This is a genomic window from Amycolatopsis sp. NPDC089917 (assembly GCF_040684635.1).
Classification (GTDB): Bacteria; Actinomycetota; Actinomycetes; order Mycobacteriales; family Pseudonocardiaceae; genus Amycolatopsis.
In genome coordinates this window covers 66643-91060 of sequence record NZ_JBFBGL010000007.1, presented here as the reverse complement: position 1 = coordinate 91060, position 24418 = coordinate 66643, and the positions used below count along the sequence as shown (strand labels likewise).

Sequence of the window (24418 nt, the reverse complement as noted above, 5' to 3'; positions counted from 1 at the left end):
ATGGAGCTGTGTCCGTGACCGAACCTGACCCCACCACCTTGTACGAAGCGATCGGCGGTGAACCGGTGTTCACCCGGATCGTCGCGCGGTTCTACGCCGAAGTGGCGGTCGACGAGGTGCTCCGCCCGCTGTATCCCGAGGAAGACCTCGGCCCGGCCGAGGAGCGCTTCCGGCTGTTCCTCATGCAGTACTGGGGCGGCCCGCACACCTACTCGGACCAGCGCGGCCACCCGCGCCTGCGGATGCGGCACGCCCCGTTCAAGATCGGCCCGATCGAACGCGACGCGTGGTTGCGCTGCATCAAGATCGCGGTCGACGAGGAGAACATCGAGGAGCCCTACCGAGGGCAGCTGTGGGCGTACCTGGAGATGGCCGCCAACAGCATGATGAACAGTTTCGTGTGATGGAACGCGACGTGGCTTGGTGGGACCAGGCGGTCTTCTACCAGGTCTACGTGCGCTCGTTCGCCGATTCGGACGGGGACGGCGTCGGTGACCTCGAAGGCATCCGCGGCAAGCTCGGTTACCTGGAGCTGCTCGGGGTCGACGCGCTGTGGCTGACGCCGTTCTACCGCTCCCCCATGGCCGACCACGGGTACGACATCGCCGATCCGCGCGATGTCGACCCGATGTTCGGCACCCTCGGTGATTTCGACGTCCTGCTGACCGAGGCGCACAAACGCGGCATCAAGGTCACCATCGACGTCGTCCCCAACCACACCAGCAACACCCACGCCTGGTTCAAATCGGCGATGGCGGCGCCGCCGGGCGGCCCGGAGCGGGATCGCTACATCTTCCGCGACGGGCTCGGCCCGCGCGGCGACGAGCCGCCGAACAACTGGGTCAGCGCGTTCGGCGGCCCGGCGTGGACCCGGGTCCCGGACGGACAGTGGTACCTGCACCTGTTCTCGCCGCAGCAGCCGGACCTGAACTGGACCAACCACGAGGTCGCCGCGGATCTGGAGCGGACCCTGCGGTTCTGGCTGGACCACGGGGTCGACGGCTTCCGCGTCGACGTCGCGCACGGCATGGCGAAACCGCCTGGTCTGCCGGACATGGACCCGCGCGTGAACGCGATGGGGCCGAGCGAGTTCTACGACCCGCGGTTCGACAACGACCGCGTCCACGAGATCCACCAGATGATCCGCAAGGTGCTCGACGAGTACCCGGGCACCATGGCCGTCGGCGAGATCTGGGTGACCGACGAGGAACGCCTCGCCCGGTACCTGCGCCCGGACGAACTGCATCTGGCGTTCAACTTCCGGCTCGTGCTCACGCATTTCGACGCGGACGCGCTGCGGACGGCCATCGAGCGGTCCCTGGCGGTGCCGAAGTCGGCCGGGGCGCCCGCCACCTGGACGCTGAGCAACCACGACGTCTGGCGGCAGGTCAGCCGGTACGGCGGCGGTGAGCGCGGCGTCCGGCGCGCGCGGGCGATGGCGCTGGTCGAACTCGCGCTGCCCGGGGCGGTCTATCTGTACAACGGCGAGGAACTGGGACTCGGCAACGTCGACATCCCGCCCGACGCGGTCGCGGACCCGCGCGCCAAGACCTCCGGCGCCGAGTTCGGCCGGGACGCGTCGCGGGTGCCGCTGCCGTGGGAAGGCGACATGCCGCCCTTCGGCTTCTCGCGGAATCCGCACCCCTGGCTGCCGATGCCCGCTTCGTGGGCGTCGGTGACCGTGGAAGCGCAGTTGGAGGATCCGGCGTCGACGCTGTCGCTGTACCGGCGGGCGATCGAGATCCGCAAGTCGCACAAGGCTTTCGGCGGCGACGAGCTGGAATGGTACGGCGCACCGGCCGGGTGTTTCGCGTTCCGGCGGTCCGGCGGCGGGCTGGTCTGCGCGCTGAACACGTCGGCGAGCCCGATCGCGCTGCCGCCGGGCGAGGTGCTGCTGTCGAGCGTGCCCTTGGTGAACGGGAAACTACCGCCGGACGCGGCCGCCTGGCTCGTGTGAGCGCCCCTCGGAACGCCATGAACGGTCCGTTCCTTGCGAATTTCGCAAGGAACGGACCGTTCATGGCATTACGGATCAGTTGTTGAAGCCCGGGTGCAGCTTGTACTGCGTCTGGGCGTTGAACTGGTTCTGCCGGACGAGCTTCGCCGGGAAGGTCCGCCAGTCGTTGAGGTCCAGGACGTCCAGGCCCTTCACGATGTCGGACGAGAAGATGTGGCCGTTGTACCAGTACGTCGACCACGTTCCACCGGTGACGAGCTTCTCGTTCGAGAGCGGGCCCCGCTCCCAGTACGCGATCTCCTTCGGCTTCGCCGAGTCGGTGAAGTCCCACACCGAGACGCCGCCCTGGTACCAGGACTGGACCATGATGTCCTTGCCCGGCACCGGGATCAGCGAGCCGTTGTGCGCCACGCAGTTCTCGTTCTCGGACTGCAGCCGCGGGATCTTGTAGTAGCTGCGGAACTCCAGCTTGCGGTTGTCGCCGCGGCCGGTGATCTCGTAGATGCCGTTGGCGCCCCGGGTGGAGCCGAACTTCTCCAGGCAGGTCGCCATCCCACCGCCGCCGAGCTCGTCGGTGAAGACGACCTTGGTGGCATCGTTGTTGAAGGTGGCGCTGTGCCAGAACGCGAAGTTCACGTTGTCCTGGACGCGGTTGATGACGCGCGGCTTGAGCCGGTCGGAGATGTCGATCAGGACGCCGTCACCCATGCAGGCACCGGCCATCAGGTCCTTCTCCGGCAGCGCCGTCAGGTCGTGGCAGCCCGTGGTCGCCGAGCGACGGGTGCCGTCAGGGTTGTCGCCGCCGGCGTTGCCGCCGTCCGGGAACAGCACCGGCGTCGCGACGAGCTCCGCCTTCGCCGGGTCCTTCAGCGGGACCTTGACGATGGAGATCTTGTCGTGCGGCGGCTGGCAGTCGGGCAGGTTGGCCGCGGGCGCGTACGACGAGACGTAGATGTAGACGTCCTTGCCGCGCTTGTCCGGCACCAGGGTGTTGGTGTGCGAACCGCAGTCGGTCTCGACCGCCGCGACGTACTTCGGCGCGGCGAGGTTCGAGATGTCGAAGATCTTGATGCCTTCCCACGCCGACTTGTCGGACGCGGGCTTCGGGACGCTGGAGCACGAGTTGTCGCTGCGCGAGGCGTCGGTCGAGAGGAAGAGCAGGTCGCCGGAGATCGACACGTCGTTCTGCCCGCCGGGGCAGAGGACCTGGCTGACGATCTTCGGGCGGTACGGGTTGCGGACGTCGAAGACGTTGAAGCCGTCGTACGTGCCGATGATCGCGTGCCCCTTGGTGAACGCGATGTCGGTGCCGGTCGATTCCTTGGTGAACGGTCCCTGCTGCGGGATGTTCGCGATCGACCGGAGGTTGGGGCTGTGGACGATCTCGTCCACACCCGGGATCGTGGTCGCCGACGGCTCCGCGATGACGGCGGGCGCGGCGAACGCGCTGGAGGCCCCGAGGGCGGCGACCGCGGCCGCCGACACGAAGACCCTGGTCAAGCGACGTTTCAGCCCAGGTTGCAGCACGATATGGCTCTCCTTCCACCCAGCTTTACGCGAACCTTATTACTTATTTAGGCTCAGCAGATACCCACCAACGGAGGTTCTCCCGGGATGAGAAAAAGTTTGACATCGGCGCTGGTCGTGGCCGCTTTCGTCGTCTCGGGCTGCACCGGCGCCGAGGAGCCCGCCGCCCCCGCTCAGAGCGCGCCGGTGATCGTTCCCGGCAAACCCGGTGAGCAGGCGGGCACCGGCTCCCCCGGTCCGGTGAACCGCGATCAGCCCAACGAGGCCGACGTCGAGTACATGACGATGATGATCCCCCACCACCAGCAGGCGAAGGTGATGACCGACCTGGTGCCGGGCAAGACGGCGAACGAGCAGATCAGGGCGATCGCCGGGCGGATCTCGGTGGCGCAGGACGGCGAGGTCACGATGATGAAGACGTGGCTGGCCGACCGCGGCAAGCCGGTGCCGGGTGAGGGACACGCGGGCCACGGTGATCACGGTGGCGGTCACGATCACGCGCTCATGCCGGGGATGGCGACCGAGGCCCAGCTCGCGGAACTGCGCGCGGCGAGCGGCGTGGCGTTCGAAAAGATGTTCCTCGACCTGATGATCGCGCATCACACGGGCGCGCTGACGATGGCCGAGACCCAGCTCGGCAAGGGTGTCGAGATCAAGGCGCAGGAGATGGCGCAGGAGGTCATCACCGGCCAGTCCGCCGAGATCGAACGCATGAAGACGATGCGCGCGAAGCTCTAGGCGTCGCCCGAGGAGCCCATGTCGCCGGAGTCGCCTGAATCGCCGACGGTGCCCGAGACGATCCAGGTCGCCAGCGCGGCGGCCTGGACGTAGGGCGCCGCCGCCGCGGCGGCCCGTCCGGCGGCCTTGGCGCGGCCCCATTTCTCCGGGCGTTCGGCGCGTTCCGGCGCCTCCTCACCCGGCGGACGCTCGGTCCGCCACGGGGTCTCCTCCGGCCTGACCTCGGCGAGGAAGTCCGCGGTCGGGTCCTCACCGCCCTTGTCGTTCATGAGGACAGCCTGACACCGCGGGCGGCCGGAAGCCACCCGCGGCGCTCGGCGGTAAGAAACCCGTCAGAACAGCAGCGGCAGAAGCGCGTGACGGCGTTTGATGACGGCGCCGTACCGCGCGTCGATGCGCATCCACGAATCCGTCGCGGTGACCCGGACGACGTCGCCGTCGATCGACGAGTCGACGAAACCCATCCCCGACAACGCGAACAGGCACCGCATCTGGACCTTGATCTCCAGCTCGTTGCCGGAAACGGTGAGCACCGCCTGGTCCATCAGCGACGCGGGCGGCGTGCCGTGCGGGCCGACGTTGTCGCGGGCGAGCGTGACCCCGCGTTCGGCCAGCTCCGAGATCACCGTCGCCGGCAGTTCGTCCACCAGCTGCCAGCGCCCCGGGGCGGGCAGCTCGGAATGCCACAGCAGGTCACGGGCGGGGCCGGGATCCATCCGCTCGCCGCCGGCCACGGTCAGCGCGGCGAGCAGCTCGTTCCCGGACACGGTGATGTCGGACGGCGTGATGTCACCGGCGACGGCCCTGGTGGCGAGGACCTCGAACGGCGTCGTGCTCCATGCCTCGACGACGCCGTCACCACGCTGCCGCAACCGCACCAGCGTGTTCTGGTCGAGCCGGACCGCTCTGGCCACGAAGGCGCCGAGCGTTTCGCGGTCGCCCGCGTCCGGGATGAAGAGCTCAGGCATCCGCGAACCCCTTCTCCAGGAAGGCGCGCTCGTCCTCGGTCAGCCGCCGGGGCCGCTCGGACGCGGTGTCGAACGGCGCGAGCACCGTCTCCGCGGTGACCGCGACCTTGTCGGCCTCGGCGGGCCCGTCGTGCACCTTGTAGCCGAGGGTGAAGCTGGCGTGCTTCAAGTCCTTCAACGAGATCTCCACCCGGATGTCCTGATCGGACACCACGATCGGCGAACGGTAATGGACGGCCAGCTTCACCACCACGATGCCCTTGGGCAGTTCGGTGAGCCCGGCCCGGACGGCGTCCCCGAACAGCAGGGGGATCCGCGCCTCTTCGAGCAGTGTCACCATGTTCGCGTGGTTGACGTGCCCGTAGACGTCCATATCCGACCAACGCGGCCGGATCAGGGAAATGTAGCTCACTACCGCACCGTGCTCCGGATCTGCCTCGCCGCCACCGACAGCGTCGCGAGGTCGAGCTTGCCGGACTGGCTGATCTCGTCCAGCGCGACGCGGGCCCGCTGCAGTCGTGAGGCGTTCGTCTTCTCCCAATGGACGATCTTCTCGTCCGGGTCGGTGTCCGAATCGCTGTGCCGCAAGGCATCCAGCGTGATCGCGCGCAGCGAACCGTAGACGTCGTCCCGCAGCGCCAGCCGCGCGAGCGCGTGCCAGCGGTTGCCGCGTTCGAGACCGCTGATGGACGTCAGCATCTTGTCGATGCCGAGGTGGTCGGACAGCGCGTAGTACAGGCCCGCGGTGTCCGCCGGGGTGTGCACCGCGTCGATCCCCACCTGCTGCTCGGCGAGCTCCGCGACGTCGGTGACGTCGAGCAGGCCGAAGGTGTGCAGCAGGAGCGCCACGCGCTCCGCCAATTCCGCCGGGACGCCCTTCTCGATCAGCCGCTCGGTGTTCTCGTCCACCGAAGCGCACTCGACACCGCGAAGCAGCTCGTGCGCCCGCGGCGCCATCTCGCCGACGACCCGGCCGAACCGGTTGATCTCGGCGAGCGGAGCGAGGGGCTGCGGCCGGTTGGTGAGGAACCAGCGGGCGGCCCGGTCGAGCAGCCTGCGGGTCTCCAGCATCATGTCGTCCGCGACCTCGGTCGGCACGACGTTGTCCAGCGCGTCGATCTGCGCCCAGAGCGAGGGCAGGTCGTAGACGTGGGTGACCACGGCGTACGCGCGGACGGCGTCGGTCGCGGTCGCGTTCATCTCCTCCATCAGGCGGAAGACGTACGAGATCCCGGCGCCGTCGACGACCTCGTTGGCCACCATCGTCGTGATGATCTCGCGCTTCAGCGGGTGCTGGAAGATCGCGTCGCCGAACTGCTCCCGGAGCGGCTTCGGGAAGTACTCGGGCAGACGGCGCGAGAACACCTCGGAGTCCGGCAGTTCGCTCGCCAGCAGCTCGTCCTTGAGGTCGAGCTTGACGTGCGCGAGCAGCGTCGCCAGCTCCGGCGAGGTGAGGCCTTCGCCCGCCTTCTCCAGCGCGCGGAACTCCGCCGAACTCGGCAGCGCTTCGAGCTTGCGGTCGAAGGCGCCCTTCGCGACCAGAGCCGCGACGAGCCGCTGGTGCACCGAGACCATCGGCCCGGCGTGCGCCCGGCTGACGCCGAGCACGGCGTTCTGCCGGTAGTTGTCGGCAAGCACCAGCTCGCCGACCTCGTCGGTCATCTGTTCCAGCAGCTCGTTGCGCCGCTCGGCACCCAGCGACCCGGTCGAGACCAGGTGGTCCAGCAGGATCTTGATGTTGACCTCGTGGTCGGAGCAGTCCACACCGGCGGAGTTGTCGAGCGCGTCGGTGTTGATCTTGCCGCCCGCGCGGGCGAACTCGATCCGGCCGAGCTGGGTCAGCCCCAGGTTCCCGCCCTCGCCGACGACCTTGACGCGGAGCTGGTTGCCGTTGACGCGCAAGGCGTCGTTGGCCTTGTCGCCCGCGTCCGCGTGGGACTCGTTCTCGGCCTTGACGTAGGTGCCGATGCCGCCGTTCCAGAGCAGTTCGACCGGGGACAGCAGGATCGCCTGCATGAGGTCGTTCGGCGCCAGCGAAGTGACGTCGTCGGCGAGCCCGAGCGCCTCGCGGACCTGCGGACTGACCGGGATCGTCTTGGCGGACCGCGAGTAGATCCCGCCGCCCTCGCTGATCAGCGAGCGGTCGTAGTCCTCCCACGACGAGCGCGGCAGGTCGAACAGCCGCCGCCGCTCGGCGAACGAGGTCGCCGAATCCGGGGCCGGGTCGAGGAAGATGTGCATGTGGTTGAACGCGGCCACCAGGCGGATGTGCTCGGAGAGCAGCATGCCGTTGCCGAAGACGTCGCCCATCATGTCGCCGATGCCGACGACGGTGAAGTCCTCGGTCTGGGTGTCCTTGCCCAGCTCGCGGAAGTTGCGCTTGACGCTCTCCCAAGCGCCCTTCGCGGTGATGCCCATGGCCTTGTGGTCGTAGCCGACCGAGCCGCCGGACGCGAAGGCGTCGCCGAGCCAGAACCGGTAGTTCGCCGAGACCTCGTTCGCGATGTCGGAGAACTTCGCGGTGCCCTTGTCCGCCGCGACCACGAGGTAGCTGTCGTCGCCGTCATGGCGGACCACGTTCGGCGCCGGGACGGTCTTGCCCTCGACGCGGTTGTCGGTCACGTCCAGCAGGCCGGAGATGAACATCCGGTAGCAGGCGATGCCCTCGTTCAGCTGGGCGTCACGGTCCAGGCTCGGGTCACCGGTGGCCGTCGGCGGGCGCTTCACGACGAAGCCGCCCTTCGCGCCGACAGGCACGATGACCGCGTTCTTGACCGCCTGCGCCTTGACCAGGCCGAGGATCTCCGTGCGGAAGTCCTCCCGGCGGTCGGACCACCGCAGACCACCGCGCGCGACGTCGCCGAAGCGCAGGTGCACACCCTCGATCCGGGGCGAGTACACGAAGATCTCGTACTTCGGCCGCGGCTCGGGCAGTTCGGGCACCGCGCTCGGGTCGAGCTTGAGCGCCAGGTACTGGCGGGAGTTCCCGTCCTCGTCGGTGACGTGGTAGTTCGTGCGCAGCGTGGCGAGGATGACCGCCATCAGCCGCCGCAGGATCCGGTCCTCGTCGAGGCTGGTGACCTCGTCGACCAGCTTGCCGATCTCGGTGGTGAGGTGGTCGGCCTGCGACGCGCGGACCTCGTCGCCGAGCGAGAGGTCGAAGCGGGTCTCGAACAGCCGCACCAGCGCGGTGGCGATGTCGGTGTGCGCGAGGACGGTGTTCTCGATGTACTCCTGCGAGAACGGGATCTTCGTCTGGCGCAGGTACCGCGAGTAGGCCCGCAGGATGGCCGCCTGGCGCCAGGTGAGCCCGGCGCGCAGGACGAGCCCGTTGAAGCCGTCGACCTCGCAGTCGCCGCGCCAGGCGGCGTGGAAGGCGTCCTGGAAGCGGATGCGGAGGTCGTGGTCCGCGTGGTCGAGGACCTGCGGGTCGATCAGCAGGCCGAAGTCGTAGATCCAGGACCGGCCGCCGTCTTCGCGGCGCAGTTCGTACGGTCGCTCGTCGACGACCTCGACGCCCATGCGCTGGAGGACCGGGAGCACCTGGGAGAGGGTGACGCCCTCGCCGCGCAGGTACAGCTTGAAGCGCCGCTCCCCCGCCTCGGCGTCGGCGGGCAGGTAGAACGACAGCGACAGGTCGCCCTCGTCGGTCAGCGACTCCAGGGCGCGGAGGTCCGCGAGCGCTTCGAGCGCGGTGAAGTCCTCCTTGTAGCCCTCGGGGAACACCGCGGCGAACCGCTGGCCCTGTTCGCCCGCGGACTCCTCGCCCAGCAGGCCGATCGCGACGCCGCTGTCCCCGGCGCGCTCGCGGCGCTCGGCGAGGATCGCCTCGACCATCCGGTCGTCCCAGCTGCGAACGGCTTCGTTGAGCCGTTCCTGGATGCGCAGGGTGTCCGGTTCGGACCGCTGCGAGGGATCGGTGTGCACGATGAAGTGCACCTGCGCGAGCACGGTCTCCCCGATGCGCGCGCTGTACTCGAGCTGGGTGCCTTCGAGTTCTTCGAGCAGGACCTCCTGCATCGCGAGCCGCGAACGGGTCGTGTAGCGGTCACGCGGGAGGTACACGAGGCAGGAGTAGAAGCGGCCGTACGGGTCGCGGCGCAGGAACAGGCGCAGCCGTCTGCGATCCGAGAGCGTGATCGCACCCGTCGTCGTCGAGTACAGCGAGTCGGTGTCGGCCGAGAACAGGTCCGCGCGCGGCCAGTTCTGCAGCACTTCGAGCATCCGCTGGCCGGAGAAGGACTCCATCGGGAAGCCCGCGCGGTGGATGACCTCGCGGACCCGGTTGCAGACCACCGGGATGTCCAGCACGTTCTCGTGCAGGGCGGTGGTGGTGAACATGCCGAGGAAGCGGTGCTCGCCGGTGACGTTTCCCTTGTCGTCGAACGTTTTCACGCCGACGTAGTACGGGTAGACCGGGCGGTGCACGGTGGACGGCGCGCTCGCCTGGGTCAGCACCAGCAGCGTCGGCGCGAGCGCGGACGCCGCCGTGTCGGGACCGGCGGTGAGGCTGCGCGCGGCCAGGCTGTCCTGGCGCAGCACGCCCAGCCCGCTGGCCAGTACGGCGCGCAGGGCGGGCTCGTCGCTGTCCGGGTGCGGGTTGTCGATCAGTTCGTAGCGGCGGTAGCCGAGGAAGGTGAAGTGACCGTCGGCGAGCCAGCGCAGCAGCCGGGCACCTTCGGCGACCTCGCTCGCGGCCAGCCGCGGCGGGTTCCCGTCCAGCTCGTCGGCGAGACGGCACGCGGTCTCGGCCATCTTGTCGGTGTCCTCGACGACCTCGCGCACGTCGCCCAGCACCGACGACAGCCGGTTGTCCAGCTCGCGCGCCCGGTTCGGATCGGTCACCAGGTCGATCTCGATGTACATCCACGACTCGGCCGCGGAGTTCGCCGGCGGGTCGGCCGGGTCGGCGTCCGGGTGGACCTCCAGCAGTTCGCCGGTGAGGTCGCGGCTGACCACGACGATCGGGTGCACGATCCGCTGCACCTGCACCCCGTCCCGCGCGAACTCGGCGGCGACGGAGTCCACGAGGTACGGCATGTCGTCCGTGACGACCTGCACGACGGTGGCTTCACGCGTCCAGCCGTCCTCGGGGCCTGTCGGGTTCAGCAGCCGCACGGCGGGGCGGCCGGGCATCCGGTCCTTCGCCAGCTGCAGGTGCGAACGGACGGCGCCGACGAGGTCGACCGGGTCGTCGCCGAGAATCTCTTCGGCCGGGATGTGCCGGTAGTACAGGCGGATCAGGTCGCCGATCTCCGGGGCGTACGCCGCGGCGGCGTCGATCAGGTCGTCCCGGATCTGCTCCGGGTTCACCGACCGGCGCCGGGCGCCATCCTCGGTGCCGACATCTTTTCCGGGCAGGGACGAGACTCCCGTCGAGCTCATTTGAGGCAACTCTCCACAGTAGCGAGATTGACACCGCGACCGGCACGACTCTGTACCGGCCCAGACCCCAACCTACAGCTCCGGACTGTCGGCTCCACAAGGCCGGGTCATTCCCGTCCGTCGAAGATTTCCCTGCTCAGATACCGGAATCGCCGTGATCGGTTCAGCTACTCGCCGGTCACATCGACGGTCTGTCCGGGCCGCCCCGCGTACCACCGCACCGGGGGTGACCAGCGCCCCTTGCTCCACACGGACCCGCCGCGTGGCGTCACCCGCTCGACTGAATCGTTCAAGACCTCTTCGGCTCACAGCGAGGTGAGCAAGGGACCTTTACTGTCGCCCGGTCAGTCGCTCCCGTTGGCGCGGTGGCGGTCGCGACCGTTGACCGGACGCTTCGCCGAGTCCTGGGAGCCGAGCTGTTTCACGAGCGCGGCGGCACTCGCCGTCCCTGCCTGATGCTCGGCGAGCGCACGGGCGAGCAGATCGGCGAGACCGGCGTCCGGCGGCGGTTCCTCCTCCGCGATCGCACGGGCGTAGCTCTCCGGGAACGGGGTCACCGGCCGCCAGGAGCCGGTGTCGGTAAGCGGGTCCAGCGCGGGCGGCATCCGCAACCGCGGCAGCCACGGATCCGCGACCTCTTCCTGGGCACCCTGCGGAGGGGCGCCATTGCGCGGCGGTGCGGGGTCTTCCCGAGGCGGTGGCGCGAGCGGGACGGCGGGTTCGGCGTACTCGACCGGAGGCTTTTCCCGGCGGGCGCGCGCGGGCTCGGCGCGTTCCTCCGGAACGGGTTCGGGTTGCACGGGATCCGTGGCGTCCGCGCGACGGCGGCCACGGCCTCCGCCGGTACTCGAGATCCCGAGCCGGTCCAGCACCGATTTCGCCGCCACGGAACCATGTTCGGCGTCGTGCCTGGTCTTGCGCGAGGCGGGCGCGGCGGACCGGCGAGCTCGCTCTTCGGCCGCCCACTCGTCGCTCTCCCACAACGGGGCGGCTGTTCCGGGCGGACGCGGCGGCTCGGCCTCCGCGGTCATGCGCGGCCGGGGTTCGGCCGCCGGTTCGGGAGCCAGAAGCAGTTCCGGGACAACGGGTTCCGGGGCCGATACGGGCACCGGCTCCTCATACCGGACAGGCACCTCGGGCTGCCGCCGAGCGGCCGGGGCCGGGGTGTCCAGACGGGCGACCGCCGGATCTTGAGGCGCGACCTCGCGAGCCGCGGGGGTTTCGCGGACCGCGGGTTCCTCTCGACGGCGGCGTCCCGTCGTCGGCTCCGGCCGCGGCGCCGCCTCGGCGCGTGGCGCGGGCTCGGGGCGTGGCTCGGGCTCCGGTTTCGGCGGCGGCGGCATCAGCTTCGGTGCGGCGGGTTCGGCCTTGGGCTCGAACCTGATCGTCGGCTTGGGTTGCCGAGGCTTCGCCGGCACGCGACGGCGCCAATCGCTGTCGGATGCCGCGACCTCCTGGACCGGCTCCGGACGGGACGGTGGTTTGAGTACCGGCGCTTCGGGCTTCTTCTCCACGACCGGGTTTTCCACGACGGGCTTTTCGGCGACCGGCTCCACCGGCCGCGGGGGCGCGGCGGGGCGCGGAGGCTCGACAGGCGCGTACCGCACCGGCGCCGGTTCCGGTTCCGGCTGCCTGGTCTGCCGCACGGGCTGCGGCGGCTCGCGGCGAACCGGCGGCTCGGCGGCGGCCCGCTTCGGCGGTGCCGCGTCGATCGCCGCCATCACCGCGGTCACCTCGGCCGATTCCGGCGCGGGGACCGGAGCCCGGGTCGGGGCGGGGGCAGGCGCGGGGGCCGGAGCCGCGGACGGCCGCGAGGCGACGGCGCGCAAGACGTCGTCGAGGTCGACGGCGGCGTTCTCGGCCGCACCGAACTCGCCGACCAGGACGTTGCACGCCTGCCTGCGCGCGCGGGCGTGCAGATGCTCGGCGGCGCGCGAACGATGCAGGCAGCCGATCGCCTCCTCGGCCCGGCCGAGCCGTTCCTCGATCTGCGCGAGCTCCAGCCACAGCCGTGCCGTGACGGCGTGGAGGTTGTGGTCCTCGGTGGCCGCGACCGATTCACGGACGAGCATGCCCGCGGCTTCCCCGGATCCCGCGGGCAGCAGGACACGGGTGGCCACCGCCAGCCGCAGCCACGCGGCCGGCGCGACCCCGGCGGCCCGGACGGGCGCGTCGAGGATCGGCTGCGCGACCTCCATCGCCATTTCCGTGTCGCCCCGGTCCAGCAACGTGCAGACGAGGTGCAGGATCAGCCTGATCCGGACGAGACCGCCGTCGTCGTCAGGGTTTCCGAGCTTTTCGAGCATGCCCAGCCCGGTCCGCGCGGCGTCGGCCGCCGACGTCAGGTCGCCGTGCCGACGACGGTGCGCCGCCACCCCGACTCGCAGCATCGCGCGGATCAGCAGCTGCGAATCCGCCGTCATCGAGCCGTCGCCGAGCACGAGCTTGTCCGCCTCGGCGAGCACGCGGTCCAGTTCCGCCTTGCGGCCGAACTGCGCCAGGCAGCCGACGAGGTGACTCAACGCCTCGGCCCGGTGCGCCGGTGAGACCGCCGGATCCGCCAGCAGCGGCCGCAGCGCGGCCAGCCCGGTCAGCGGGACGCCCACGCTGCGCGCGCAGACCGCCAGGTCGATCCTCAGCCGAGCGGCGATGTCGCCGTAGCCCGCGTGCTCGGCGGCACGCAGGGCTGCCACCGCCCGGCCGACCGTCCGGGGACGGCCACCGAGCCGGACCCGGGCGGTCACCACGAGGCTCTCCGCACGGATCCATTGCTCGTCGGCACCGGCCGCCTCGGCGAGCGCGGCCGCGCGCTCCCCGAGGACCAGGGCGAGTTCGGGCGCCCTCGAGTGCAGGGCGTCCGCACGTTCGATCAACCTGCCGACAGCGGACAGGGTTACCCCGGTGGCAGCCGTCCGCCCGCCCACCATGGTGGTGGGCGAGCCCGGCCGTTGGCGCTTGCTGGCTTCCACGGGGAACCCCCGGCCCTCAGTCGCGGGTCAGCTTGCGATGGGTGACGCGGTGCGGACGAGCCGCCTCGGCACCGAGACGTTCGACCTTGTTCTTCTCGTAGCCCTCGAAGTTACCTTCGAACCAGAACCATTGCGAGGGGTTCTCGTCGGTGCCTTCCCAGGCGAGGATGTGCGTGGCGACCCGGTCGAGGAACCACCGGTCGTGCGAGATGACCACGGCGCAGCCGGGGAACTGCTCGAGAGCGTTCTCCAGCGAGCCCAGGGTCTCGACGTCCAGGTCGTTCGTCGGCTCGTCGAGCAGGATCAGGTTCCCGCCCTGTTTGAGGGTCAGCGCCAGGTTCAGCCGGTTGCGCTCGCCACCGGAGAGCACGCCCGCCGGCTTCTGCTGGTCCGGACCCTTGAAACCGAACGCGCTGACGTAGGCACGCGAGGGCATTTCGGTCTGCCCGACGTGGATGTAGTCCAGCTTGTCCGAAACCACCTCCCATACCGTCTTCTTCGGGTCGATCCCGCCACGATTCTGGTCCACATAGGACAGTTTGACCGTCTCACCGATCTTGACCCGGCCGTCGTCCGGCTCCTCGAGCCCGACGATCGTCTTGAACAGCGTCGTCTTGCCGACACCGTTCGGCCCGATCACGCCGACGATGCCGTTGCGCGGCAGGTCGAACGACAGCCCGTCGATCAGCACGCGGTCGTCGAAACCCTTGCGCAGCTTCTCGACCTCGACGACCACGCTGCCCAGCCGGGGCCCCGGCGGGATCTGGATCTCTTCGAAGTCGAGCTTGCGGTGCTTGTCCGCCTCCGCGGCCATCTCCTCGTAGCGGTCCAGCCGGGACCGCGACTTGGTCTGCCGGGCCTTGGCGTTGGACCGGACCCAGTCGAGCTCGGACTTCAGCCGCTTGGCGAGCTTGGCGTCCTTCTTGCCCTGGACCTCGAGGCGCTCGCGCTTCTTCTCCAGGTACGTCGAGTAGTTGCCCTCGTAGCCGACGACGCGGCCGCGGTCGAGCTCCATGATCCACTGCGCGACGTTGTCCAGGAAGTACCGGTCGTGGGTGACGGCGAGGACGGCGCCGGCGTAGTTCGCGAGGAACTGTTCCAGCCACAGCACGCTTTCGGCGTCCAAGTGGTTGGTGGGCTCGTCGAGGAGCAGCAGGTCGGGCGCGGACAGGAGCAGCTTGCACAGCGCGACCCGGCGGCGCTCTCCACCGGAGAGGTGGGTGACCGGCTCGTCCGGCGGCGGGCAGCGCAGCGCGTCCATCGCCTGTTCGACCGTGGAGTCGATCTCCCACGCGTCGGCGTGGTCGAGCTCCTCCTGGAGCTTGCCCATCTCCTCCATCAGCTCGTCGCTGTAGTCGGTCGCCATGAGCTCGGCGACCTCGTTGAAGCGGTTGAGCTTGACCTTGATGTCGCCGAGGCCCTCTTCGACGTTCTCGCGGACCGTCTTCTCCTCGTTGAGCTCCGGCTCCTGCATGAGGATGCCGACGCTGGCGCCGGGCTGGAGGAAGGCTTCGCCGTTACTGGCCTGCTCGATCCCCGCCATGATCTTCAGAACGGTGGATTTACCCGCGCCGTTCGGCCCCACCACGCCGATCTTGGCGCCGGGGTAGAACGCGGTGCTGACGTCGTCGAGGATGACCTTGTCCCCGACGGTCTTGCGCACCTTCTTCATGGTGTAGATGAACTCGGCCATACAAGCGATCGTAGAGCGAGCCGATCGAGGCCTTGACGGCGGTCACCACCGAACTACCCACAGTCAGCCCGACATCACTGAGTGAGCATCGGGACCTCACCCCACGGACGCGTCCTCCAGCGCGGTGACCATGGGATTCCCCGACGGCGGCGGGGCCAGCGGAATCGCCCGGGGCCGATCGCGCCCGGCTCGCTGGATCTCGGCCGAACACCGTGCGAGGTTGGGGCCGATGGAGAAGGCCTCAAGCTCAGGTAGACCGAGAGGTGCCGGGATCTCCTCGGCGGTCTCGGCGCCGCGCAGCCGCCCGGCCACGATCACCGGGTCGCCCTTGCTCAGGCACGCGAACGCCGCCATGGCCAGCTTCCGCCAGCAGGTGACCTTGACCGCGAGCTGCCTCCCCTCGCCCCACTCCCCTCTTTCCTTGTCGTACCGGCGTTCGACGCTCCGCAAGCCGAACGACACGACGTCGTGCCCGTGCACGCGTTCCGGATGGTGGACCGGTTCGCTGGTCAGGTTGCCGATCATGGTCACCCACGTCTCGCCCATCGCCATCACACTCGCCTTTCTCCTCGATCCGGGCCGTTCCCGGTGTTTCCCTTGATCACAGAGTGCCTCGGATCAGAGGGCGGAAAAGAGCGTGAACGGGATCTGTGGACAACTGCGGGAGTTGTGGGCTTCCTGTGGACAACTCGGGTGGGAACCCGAGCGGGGCCGGACGGATGTGGTAGCGACGGCGACCGTGTCTTCGGCTGGGGTGAAGGCGTCTTTTGTTTCGTCTGACGCGGCGAGGGACGCCTTCGCCTCGTGGCGTCACGAACGGACTTGTCCTGAATGGGTCCTTCAGGACGTTGAGCGTCTCGAAAGACCCCTTCAGGACAGGCCCGGCGGACTGGACGGGCCGACGCTGTCTTGGGCACGTGCCGGGCGGGCGGTGTCGCGTGCTTGAAGGGACGACACCCGTGACTGTCTGGACGACACGCGTGTCCAGACGGACGACACGCCCGGCAACGAGCGTGCCCGCCTAGGAGCCCTTCCCCGGTCCCCGGCCCTGATCGGCGAGGTTCTTCAGCATCGCGTTGTAGGCGTTGAGATCCGCGTCGCCCGAGGCGTCCTCACGGCGATCCTTCCGCCGGGCCTCACGCTCGTCCTGACGTGCCCACTGCACCAGCAGCGCGACGAGCACCAGCAGGACCGGCAGCTCGCCGGACGCCCACGCGATCCCGCCGCCGAGCCGCTGATCGCTCAGCAGGTCGGTGACCCACGGCAGTTTGAGCCCGCGGTAGAAGTCCTGGCCCAGCACGGTCTGCATGCTCATCAGCGCGATCCCGAAGAACGCGTGGAACGGCATGGCGGCGAACATCATCCCCAGCCGTCCCAGCGGCGGCATCCGGCGCGGCGCCGGATCGACACCGATCACCGGCCAGTAGAAGACGTAACCGGCGAGCAGGAAGTGCGCGTTCATCGCCAGATGCGCCCAGTGATAGTTCAGCGCGGCGTCGAACAGGCCCGAGAAGTACAGGCCGTAGAAGGAACCGACGAACAGCAGCAGCGCGACGATCGGATGTGTCAGGAACCGCGAAAGCGGCGAGTGCACGAAGGCGAGCACCCATTCCCGAGGTCCGGGCGGGGCGTCCTTGCCCGCCGCGGGCAGCGCGCGCAGCGCGAGCGTCACGGGACCGCCGAGCACGAACAGCACCGGCGCCACCATGGACAGCAGCATGTGGTTTCCCATGTGCACGCTGAACATCGCGGGCGCGTACCGCCCGATGCCGGACGACGTCGCCATCAGCAGCACGAAACAGCCCGCGAGCCAGGCGACGATCCGGCCGGTGGCCCAGGTGTCGCCGCGGCGCCGCAGCCGCCGGACCCCGGCGAGGTACAGCCCGGCGAGAACGAGCGCGAGAGTGCCGTAGACGAGGTCGAACCGCCAGTCCGTGAGCAGCCTGAAGACGGTTGGCGGACCGTAGAGGTCGTAACCGATCAGCAGTTCCGTCGTCGACGGCTGGGTGAGCGACTCCTGCGGCGGCGGGGTCTTCGCGAGTCCGGTGGCGATGCCGATCGTGACGAACATGATCAGCACCTCGACCGCGGCGAGCCGCAGCAGCTGACCGCCGCCGGCGCCGTTCACCAGCCCGGCGACGCCCTTCTGCCGTTGCTGGTGCCCGAAGACGCCCAGCAGCAGCAACGCGACGATCTTCGCGACCACCAGCAGGCCGTAGTCGGTGGTGAACAGGTCGGCGATCCGGATCCGCACGAGCGCGTTGACGATGCCGGAGACCGCCATCACGATCCAGCAGACCAGCGCCAGCTTGGAGAACCGCGTGGCGGCGAGCTTGAGGTTCTCGCCCCGGCGCCAGCCGAGCGCGAGCAGCGCCACCAGGCCGCCGACCCACAGCGCGGCGGCGACCAGGTGGTACAGCAGGCTGTTGGTCGCCATGTCGTGCGAGCCGCCGCTCGCGGAGTGCCCGGTGACCGCGACCGGGATCAGGCCGCCGACGGACAGGAAGAAGACCACCGTCGTCCAGCCCCAGGTCAGCGCGAGACGGCAGCCGAGCGCGACCAGCAGCGCGATCAACGCGGTGAACAGCCAGGCCTTGGGCTGCTCGATGGCGTCCACGAGGTCGATCAGCACCTGCGGCGAGAGCACCTCGGTGAACGGGCGCCCCGCGCCGTCGGCCGCGGAGAAGAAGATCGACGCGGCGGCCGCGACGAACCAGACCCACGCGGCGACCCCCGCGACACGGATGGCCGCGTAACCGTCCGCGGCGAGCGTGCCGGACTTCTGCGGCGGGACGAGGAACGCGGCGAGCAGCAGCGAACCCACGCACAGCACCGAAGCCGCTTCGGCCAGCACCCGCACGACGGTGATGCCGTAGCGCGTCACCAGCCCCGGATCCGGCAGACCGGCGATGACGTAACCGGCGCCACCCGTCAGCGCGACCAGACCGACGGCGACCACCGCGGCCAGGAGCGCCCCGATCGACACCAGCGGCAGGACACCGGCCTTCCGTGCGGGCGGGGCCGGCTTCGTCTCGGGGTCTGAAGGCACGTCACGAGGGTAAGCCGGACGCGAAACGGGCAAGATGGCGGCGTGCGGATCATCCTGCTGAGGCACGCCGAGTCGCTCGGCAACGTCGACGAGCTCGCCTACACCCGGATCCCCGACCACGCCCTTCCGCTCACCGAAGAAGGCCGCGAGCAGGCCAGGCTGACGGGACCGGAAATCGGGGAGCTCCTCGGCGGCCGGCGTCCGGCGGTCTACGTCAGCCCATACCTGCGGACGCGGGAAACGTTGCGGCTACTGGACATCAGCGACGTCTGCGAACGGATCGTGCAGGAGCCGAGGCTGCGGGAACAGGACTGGGGCAACCTCCAGGACCCGCGCGAACAGGAGATCCAGAAGCAACGCCGTCACGAGTTCGGGCACTTCTTCTACCGGCTGCCGTTCGGCGAGTCGGGGGCGGACGTCGACGACCGGGTCGCGGCGTTCCTCAGCGAACTGGCGTCGTGCGGCGAAGATCACCCCGAGACCGTGCTGGTCGTCTCGCACGGCCTGACCATCCGGTTGCTCTGCCGACGGCTCTTCGGCTGGAGCATCGAACTGTTCGAGTCCCTGTCCAATCCGACGACCTGCGAATACCGCGTAGTCGAGCGGGTGGGCGACAAGTGGACGCTGGACCGGCCGTTCCGTCAGTGGCGTGACTCACCCGACGGGGACACGCAGGACTGACGGAGCGAGAAGCACGACTCTCGTCCCGAGCCCCGGGCTCGATTCGATCCGCGCGAAGCCGCCGACTTCCGCCATCCGCGCGATGATCGAATTCTCGAGACCGAAGCCGCGGCGCCGGTCGCCGACGTCGAAACCGGCGCCGTGATCGCGCACCGTCAGGGAAACCCCGCCACCGATCTCCTCGACGCTGACGACGGCCCGCCTGGTCCCGGAGTGCTTCAGCGTGTTCCGCAAGGCCTCCCTGGCCGAGTCGTGCAGGGCCATGGCCGCCTCCTCCGAGAGCTCGGGAGCGCCTTCGTCCTGGATGACGACCTCGGCACGCAGGCCCTCCGCGGCCATTTCGGCGGCGAGCAGCCGGAGACGCTGATGCAGCCCGACCGGTCCGGTGGGTTCGTGCTCGAGGCTGATCCGGATGCGCATGGCCTGGGCGCGTGCGGTGCGGCGGAGCCGGTCGAGGCTGGCCGCCGGGTCAAGTTCGTCGGCGGGCGCGGGGATCGCGAACGACTCCATCACCTGCAGCACGGTGTCGTGGACGTCGCGGCGGTGCCGTTCGCGTTCGGCCGCGCGCCCTTGCTGCTCCCCGAACCCGAGCGCGAACCGCATCGACGCCCCGACCAGGCCGACCAGCGCGAGCGAGGCCACCAGCGCCGTCGTGAGCGTGAGGAAGAGACCGAGCGTGGCGGCCGGGTCCAGCGCGGTGTGCAGCGCCACCGCGACGCCGATGACCACCGCTCCCGCCGGCGCACCGCGCAGCAGCGTCCAGATCATCACCGTCCCCATCAGATGGGTCCAGGTGATCGACGTGATCACCGCGTCCTGCTCGACCAGCGTGGTCCCGAGGACGAAGAGGACGGCGACCGCGGCGTCGGCCGCCGGCACCAGCCGCGTGCCCGCCGGGGACCACCGGAAGATCCAGACGGCTTCGGCGACGTTCGGCACCAGGTGCAGTACCGCGAACGTCCATAGCACCGAGGATCCGGTGAGACCGGCCATCCACAGCGCCTGCGCCAGCATCACCAGCCGGAACACCACCGGGACCAGCACGAGCCGGGGCAACGTGGTCCGCACCAGCCGGGCCGGGATCCCCCTGCCGCCCCCGAGCATCAGCACCCTCACGCCGCTCCTCCCCCGGATCAGCCGCCCTGAAACCGCGAACAGGTCGCATTCATCTCAGTTTACCGAGCAGCTTGCCCGCGGACCGGCGAGGCTGTCAACGGGCGACGGGTTCCGAGACCTCCTCCCGTTTCCGCGCCCGTGCCGCGGCGATCGCGGACGGCACGATCAGCGCGGCGGTCAGACCGACGAACAGGAACGACACCGACAGCGACGTCACCTGCGCGATCCCGCCGATCAGCGGCGGGCCGGCGAGGAAGCCGGTGTAGGCGATCGCCGTGACGAAGGCCAGTTCCCGCTCGCCTCCGGTGCCGTCGGCGCGTTTGCCCGACGCCCCGGCCAGGCTCAACGCGATCGGGAAGGCCGCGGCAAGCCCGGCGCCCGCCAGCGCGAAACCGACGAATCCGAACGCCGGGAGGGGCGCCAGCGCGGCCAGCACGAGCCCGGCGGCGGCGATCCCCGCGCCCACCGCCAGCGCGCGGGTGGCGCCGAAGCGCTTCTGAAGCCAGGCGCCCGCGAGCCTGGCGAGCGCCATGGCCAGGGCGAACCCGGAGTAGGCGAAGGCCGCGGCGCCGTCGCCGACCCCGTGCACGGACGTCATCAGCAGGGCGGACCAGTCCGAACTCGCGCCCTCCGCGATCGCCGAGAACAGCGCGATGGCGGCCAGCAGCCAGAGGACCGGACGCTTGATCGGGGGCACCCGCGGCTTCTCGACGGGTTCGGCGTGCTCGGGTCGCGCGCCGGGAACGGCCGCTATGACGAAGGCGAGGACGACGAGCGCGGCCAGCGCGGCGACGGTGAGATGCCGTCCCGGCGACCATTGGTGCGACGCGGCGAATCCGGCGGCGACGGAACCGGCCAGCGCGCCGAAGCTGAACCCGGCGTGCAGGACCGGCATGATGGCCTGCCCGGACCGGCGCTCCACCTCGACGCCCGCGACGTTCATCGCGACGTCCAGCGCGCCGACGCTCGCGCCGAGGACGAACAACGCCCCGGCGAGCAGGGCGACCGACGTCGAGAAGCCGATCATCGGCAGCGCGGCGCAGGCGATGATCGTGCTGCCGGCGACCACGGCGCGGGCACCGTGCCGTTCGATCAGCCGCCCCGAGACCGACGCCGCGATCAGCATGCCGACGCTGGCGCCCAGCAGGGCCAGGCCGAAGACGCCCGGCGAGGCGTTCACCCTCTCCGACAGTGCCGGAGTCCGCGGCGCCCAGGAGCCGAGCGCGGCCCCGTTGAGCGCGAACACGACGAAAACGGCCGTACGGTCACGCATAAACCCCAGTCTCCTTCCGCTTCCTGTTTCCCCAGAATGACTTAAGCGCTTCAGAAAGTCCACCTGTCCCGGCCGGGTCTAGACTGCGCCGGTGACCAGCACGCGACGGCGAAGGCCGACGTTGGACGATGTCGCCGACGCCGTCGGGGTGTCGCGGGCGACCGTCTCCAACGCCTACAACCGGCCCGATCAGCTGTCCGCCCAGCTGCGGGAAGAGGTGCTCCGAGCGGCCAAGAAGATCGGGTACGCGGGCCCGAACCCGACGGCGCGCAGCCTGGCCACCAGCCGTACCGGCGCGATCGCCGTCCTGCTCGACACGAATCTCTCGACGGCGTTCTCGGATCCCGCGCTGTCGGTCACCCTCGACGCGCTCTCGACCGTCGTCGACCCCGAAGGCCACGCCCTCCTGCTGCTTCCCGGCGACGGCGAGAGCGGCGGACCTCGCGCGGAGCGGATCCTGGCCGCACAGGCCGACATCGCGGTGGCGTATTCGCTGGCCGACGGCGCGCCGGCGCTGAGCGCGGTCCGGGATCGAGGTCTGCCGCTGGTGGTGATCGATCAGCCGCACATCCGCGGGTCGGCCAGGATCGGGGTGGCGGACCGGGCCGGGGCGGCCGCGGCGGCCCGGCACCTGCTGGAACTCGGGCACCGGCGGATCGGGATCTTCTCGGCGCAGTGCCTCTCGGCGCCGCGAGGCGGCGAACTGAGCGCGGCGGAGGCCGGGAACAGCCGGTTCCACGACAACCGCGAGCGCATGGCCGGCTACCTGGAGACGCTGGCCGAGGCGGGTGTCCCGGTGACGGACGTGCCGATCTGGGAGGCGTCCGGACTTTCGGTCGAGGGAGCGCTTCCGAGCGCTTTCGGCCTGCTGGACCGGCACCCGCGGCCGACGGCGCTGCTGTGCATGTCGGATCTGCTGGCACTGGCGGCGATCTCGGCGGCCAGGCACCTCGGGCTGTCGGTACCGGGTGATCTTTCCGTCGTGGGTTTCGACGACGTCCCGCCCGCGCGCTGGTCCGAACCACCGCTGACGACCGTCCGGCAGGACCTCGCCGCCAAGGGACGGGCGGCCGGCGAACTGGTCCTGGGCCTGCTGCGCGGGGAGAAGACACCCGCTCCCGCCGAGGTTCCCGCCGAACTGGTCGTCCGGGATTCCACCGCGCGCGCTTAGCAGCCGATTTCGGCACACGCAAGGCGCCCCGGCGATATGTGGACAACTCGCCCCGATCGAGCGGCGCACAACTACTTATCCACAGAAGTAGAAATGCGGGCAGACAAAGCCTTCCTGGCGCGCCATCGTGGAATCACACATTCACCGACGGCCGCGAGCCGCCGATCCACGGGGGAGATCCCAGCCATGCAACGACGTCTGACGAACCTGCGCGCCCGCCTCCCGCACGTGCTCCTGCTGGCCATGCTCGGCCTGCTGACCAGCACCGGCGTCGCGAGCGCCGCCACCGCGCCGCCCGCACCCGCCTGCCAGAAGGGCGAGTTCTGCGTCTGGGGCGAAGAATCATTCAGCGGCACGGTGCATAAATTCGACCTGCGCACCGCCAATCCCGAGGAATGCATTCCGCTGCCCGAAGGATTCGACGGGCATTCGTTCGTCAACCGGCTGAGCCGGGACGTGACGATTTACCAGAGCGAAGAATGCACGACGGAGGGAGATTTCATCACCTATCCGGGTGGCGGCACCTACGTACCCCAGGGACCGTTCGTGATCCGCGCCCTCAAGATCTGGGACTGACCACCCCGGCGGTTCGCGCCGGTCGCTCGCGGAGGAGTCGACTCGCGACCTGCGCGAACCCAGGGGCCGCTCCCCCGAAGCGGCCCCGGCCCGTGAGCGCGTCACCCCGCGTCGTGACGCGCTCACGGGCGTTCCAAAAAACGGTGGGCTCGACCTGAAACGATCTGGCGGTGTCGAACGATCGACAGGTTGGCGACGGCTAAGCTGCCGATGCTGGGCGACACCCAATGTCGCCGACGTCGGCCCTCGTAGCTCAGCTGGATAGAGCAAGAGCCTTCTAATCTCTAGGTCGCAGGTTCAAGTCCTGCCGGGGGCACGCCGCCAGGGAAGCCCCTGGTCACGAAAGTGGCCAGGGGCCCCGTACTCCTCGACGTCAGGATCCACCATGGTTTCCCGCGCCGAGGCCGACAACTCACCGTTGATCCGCGGCTGCCGGATACCCGGCCACACCGGGGTTATTTCGAGGGACCGCTCACCAAATGCAGGCAGGGCTGGAACACCCAGCCCTGGTACGGGAACCGAACCTCGATGTAAGTGGTGACAGTCGCCGCACCGATGCCGCAGGTGTCGGTGCCCGGCTCGCCCTGTGTCGGTTGACAAGCGCCGAGGACGGGCTGGCTGATGACATTGATCGTGCTGTACTGCTCGGTGGTCAAGCGAGGCGCCGGACGTACCCGCACAGGCGTGCCCACCAGTTTGTAGGTGCACTCGTCCGCCCTCGGCTGGTCCTCCGGCGCCGCCGTACCGGCCGGAAGCGTCCGGCTCCAGGTGACGATCACGATGATGACCACCGCCGCCAGCAGGAACGCCGCGGCCAGCGCGCCAGCCGCCACATACTTCCGGCGCGCAGGAGCGGCCGCAGTGGCTTCAGGCTCGGGTTCGGGCTCGGGTTCTGGGCCACCGCGGCCGTCACCGGCCGGCTCCCGCCGGGCGTCGTCCAGCCGCTCCCAGGCTTCGGCCCACGGTCCCATCCGCGCGACGCCCACCCCGAGCGCCCGCAAGATGGCCTCGTAGATCTCCGCCGGAGCGAGAGTCGAACCGGACAGATAGCTGTGCAACGTGCTGCGGGGGACCTCACTCCCCCGCTCCTTCTCCACCCGGGTGACCAGATCTTGCAGCGACAGCTGATGTTTGCCGAGCGGGCGTCCGGCGGCTCGGCGAAGCAAGTCGAATTCCTGTTTCAGGTCGCCCGGCGTATGAATTCTGTTCGGGTCCGCCTCGTCCACCACAAACCCCCTCGAACACGGTGGGTGACCATTCTGACACAAGATCATCCATGGACGTCCGTAAGCGTCCAGGGCCGTCCGGATTGAGG

18 protein-coding genes and 1 tRNA gene are annotated in these 24418 nt (G+C 69.7%); 7 read left to right on the top strand and 12 right to left on the bottom strand.

From position 1 onward, the window contains the following. Positions 1-8: 8 nt before the first annotated feature. Together AB0N89_RS07860 and AB0N89_RS07855 are read left to right on the top strand one after the other, a co-directional pair. Complete coding sequence (locus AB0N89_RS07860) at positions 9-404, top strand: globin (RefSeq protein WP_038517366.1); 396 nt, start codon at positions 9-11, stop codon at positions 402-404. Beyond that, positions 404-1957, top strand: coding sequence for a glycoside hydrolase family 13 protein (locus tag AB0N89_RS07855; protein WP_364201395.1), 1554 nt, complete (start codon positions 404-406; stop codon positions 1955-1957). The genes AB0N89_RS07860 and AB0N89_RS07855 overlap by 1 nt, the downstream gene beginning before the upstream one ends. Positions 1958-2032: 75 nt before the next feature. On the opposite strand, the gene AB0N89_RS07850 is transcribed toward AB0N89_RS07855, so the two are convergent. Further along, positions 2033-3484, bottom strand: a complete 1452-nt coding sequence (locus tag AB0N89_RS07850) for a hypothetical protein (RefSeq protein WP_364201392.1) — start codon at positions 3482-3484, stop codon at positions 2033-2035. 87 nt (positions 3485-3571) lie between these two features. Here AB0N89_RS07850 and AB0N89_RS07845 point away from each other — a divergent pair, with 87 nt between their 5' ends. After that, positions 3572-4222 carry a DUF305 domain-containing protein gene (locus tag AB0N89_RS07845; protein ID WP_364201389.1) on the top strand — a complete coding sequence of 217 codons (651 nt, stop codon included), beginning with the start codon at positions 3572-3574 and terminating at the stop codon, positions 4220-4222. On the opposite strand, the gene AB0N89_RS07840 is transcribed toward AB0N89_RS07845, so the two are convergent. From AB0N89_RS07840 to AB0N89_RS07805, 8 genes are all read right to left on the bottom strand, one after another. Beyond that, positions 4219-4491: a hypothetical protein gene (locus tag AB0N89_RS07840; RefSeq protein WP_364201387.1), complete on the bottom strand. Its 273-nt coding sequence runs from the start codon at positions 4489-4491 to the stop codon at positions 4219-4221. The two genes, AB0N89_RS07845 and AB0N89_RS07840, sit on opposite strands and share 4 nt — an antisense overlap. A gap of 63 nt (positions 4492-4554) precedes the next feature. Next, positions 4555-5190 carry a hypothetical protein gene (locus tag AB0N89_RS07835; protein ID WP_364201384.1) on the bottom strand — a complete coding sequence of 212 codons (636 nt, stop codon included), beginning with the start codon at positions 5188-5190 and terminating at the stop codon, positions 4555-4557. Further along, positions 5183-5602, bottom strand: a complete 420-nt coding sequence (locus AB0N89_RS07830) for a thioesterase family protein (protein ID WP_364201381.1) — start codon at positions 5600-5602, stop codon at positions 5183-5185. Before AB0N89_RS07830 ends, AB0N89_RS07835 begins: the two co-directional genes overlap by 8 nt. Beyond that, positions 5602-10575 (bottom strand): NAD-glutamate dehydrogenase, encoded by a 4974-nt coding sequence (locus AB0N89_RS07825; protein WP_364201378.1) that lies wholly within the window; start codon positions 10573-10575, stop codon positions 5602-5604. Before AB0N89_RS07825 ends, AB0N89_RS07830 begins: the two co-directional genes overlap by 1 nt. Before the next feature lie 344 nt (positions 10576-10919). Further along, a complete protein-coding gene (locus AB0N89_RS07820; protein WP_364201375.1) occupies positions 10920-13544 on the bottom strand; it encodes a hypothetical protein in 2625 nt (874 codons plus the stop codon). A 16-nt stretch (positions 13545-13560) separates the two neighbouring features. Beyond that, positions 13561-15237, bottom strand: a complete 1677-nt coding sequence (gene ettA / locus AB0N89_RS07815) for an energy-dependent translational throttle protein EttA (protein ID WP_364201373.1) — start codon at positions 15235-15237, stop codon at positions 13561-13563. Between the two features lie 96 nt (positions 15238-15333). Then, positions 15334-15783 carry a single-stranded DNA-binding protein gene (locus tag AB0N89_RS07810; protein WP_364201370.1) on the bottom strand — a complete coding sequence of 150 codons (450 nt, stop codon included), beginning with the start codon at positions 15781-15783 and terminating at the stop codon, positions 15334-15336. Positions 15784-16258: 475 nt separating this feature from the next. Then, positions 16259-18286, bottom strand: coding sequence for a cytochrome c oxidase assembly protein (locus AB0N89_RS07805; protein WP_364201367.1), 2028 nt, complete (start codon positions 18284-18286; stop codon positions 16259-16261). Positions 18287-18328: 42 nt separating this feature from the next. Here AB0N89_RS07805 and AB0N89_RS07800 point away from each other — a divergent pair, with 42 nt between their 5' ends. Next, complete coding sequence (locus AB0N89_RS07800; RefSeq protein WP_364201364.1) at positions 18329-18967, top strand: histidine phosphatase family protein; 639 nt, start codon at positions 18329-18331, stop codon at positions 18965-18967. On the opposite strand, the gene AB0N89_RS07795 is transcribed toward AB0N89_RS07800, so the two are convergent. Beyond that, complete coding sequence (locus AB0N89_RS07795) at positions 18941-20077, bottom strand: ATP-binding protein (protein ID WP_364201592.1); 1137 nt, start codon at positions 20075-20077, stop codon at positions 18941-18943. The two genes, AB0N89_RS07800 and AB0N89_RS07795, sit on opposite strands and share 27 nt — an antisense overlap. Before the next feature lie 100 nt (positions 20078-20177). Further along, positions 20178-21356, bottom strand: coding sequence for an MFS transporter (locus tag AB0N89_RS07790; RefSeq protein ID WP_364201362.1), 1179 nt, complete (start codon positions 21354-21356; stop codon positions 20178-20180). 121 nt (positions 21357-21477) lie between these two features. On the opposite strand from AB0N89_RS07790, the gene AB0N89_RS07785 reads away from it, so the two are divergent. The 3 genes from AB0N89_RS07785 to AB0N89_RS07775 all read left to right on the top strand — a co-directional run bounded on the left by AB0N89_RS07785 (position 21478) and on the right by AB0N89_RS07775 (position 23419). Next, positions 21478-22527: a LacI family DNA-binding transcriptional regulator gene (locus AB0N89_RS07785; RefSeq protein ID WP_364201589.1), complete on the top strand. Its 1050-nt coding sequence runs from the start codon at positions 21478-21480 to the stop codon at positions 22525-22527. A gap of 186 nt (positions 22528-22713) precedes the next feature. Beyond that, positions 22714-23103 carry a peptidase inhibitor family I36 protein gene (locus AB0N89_RS07780; RefSeq protein WP_364201359.1) on the top strand — a complete coding sequence of 130 codons (390 nt, stop codon included), beginning with the start codon at positions 22714-22716 and terminating at the stop codon, positions 23101-23103. Between the two features lie 242 nt (positions 23104-23345). After that, a tRNA-Arg gene (locus tag AB0N89_RS07775) sits at positions 23346-23419 on the top strand. Between the two features lie 139 nt (positions 23420-23558). On the opposite strand, the gene AB0N89_RS07770 is transcribed toward AB0N89_RS07775, so the two are convergent. After that, the gene (locus tag AB0N89_RS07770) at positions 23559-24329 is read right to left on the bottom strand and encodes an XRE family transcriptional regulator (protein ID WP_364201356.1); all 771 of its coding nucleotides are present in this window, start codon (positions 24327-24329) and stop codon (positions 23559-23561) included. Positions 24330-24418 lie beyond the last annotated feature (89 nt).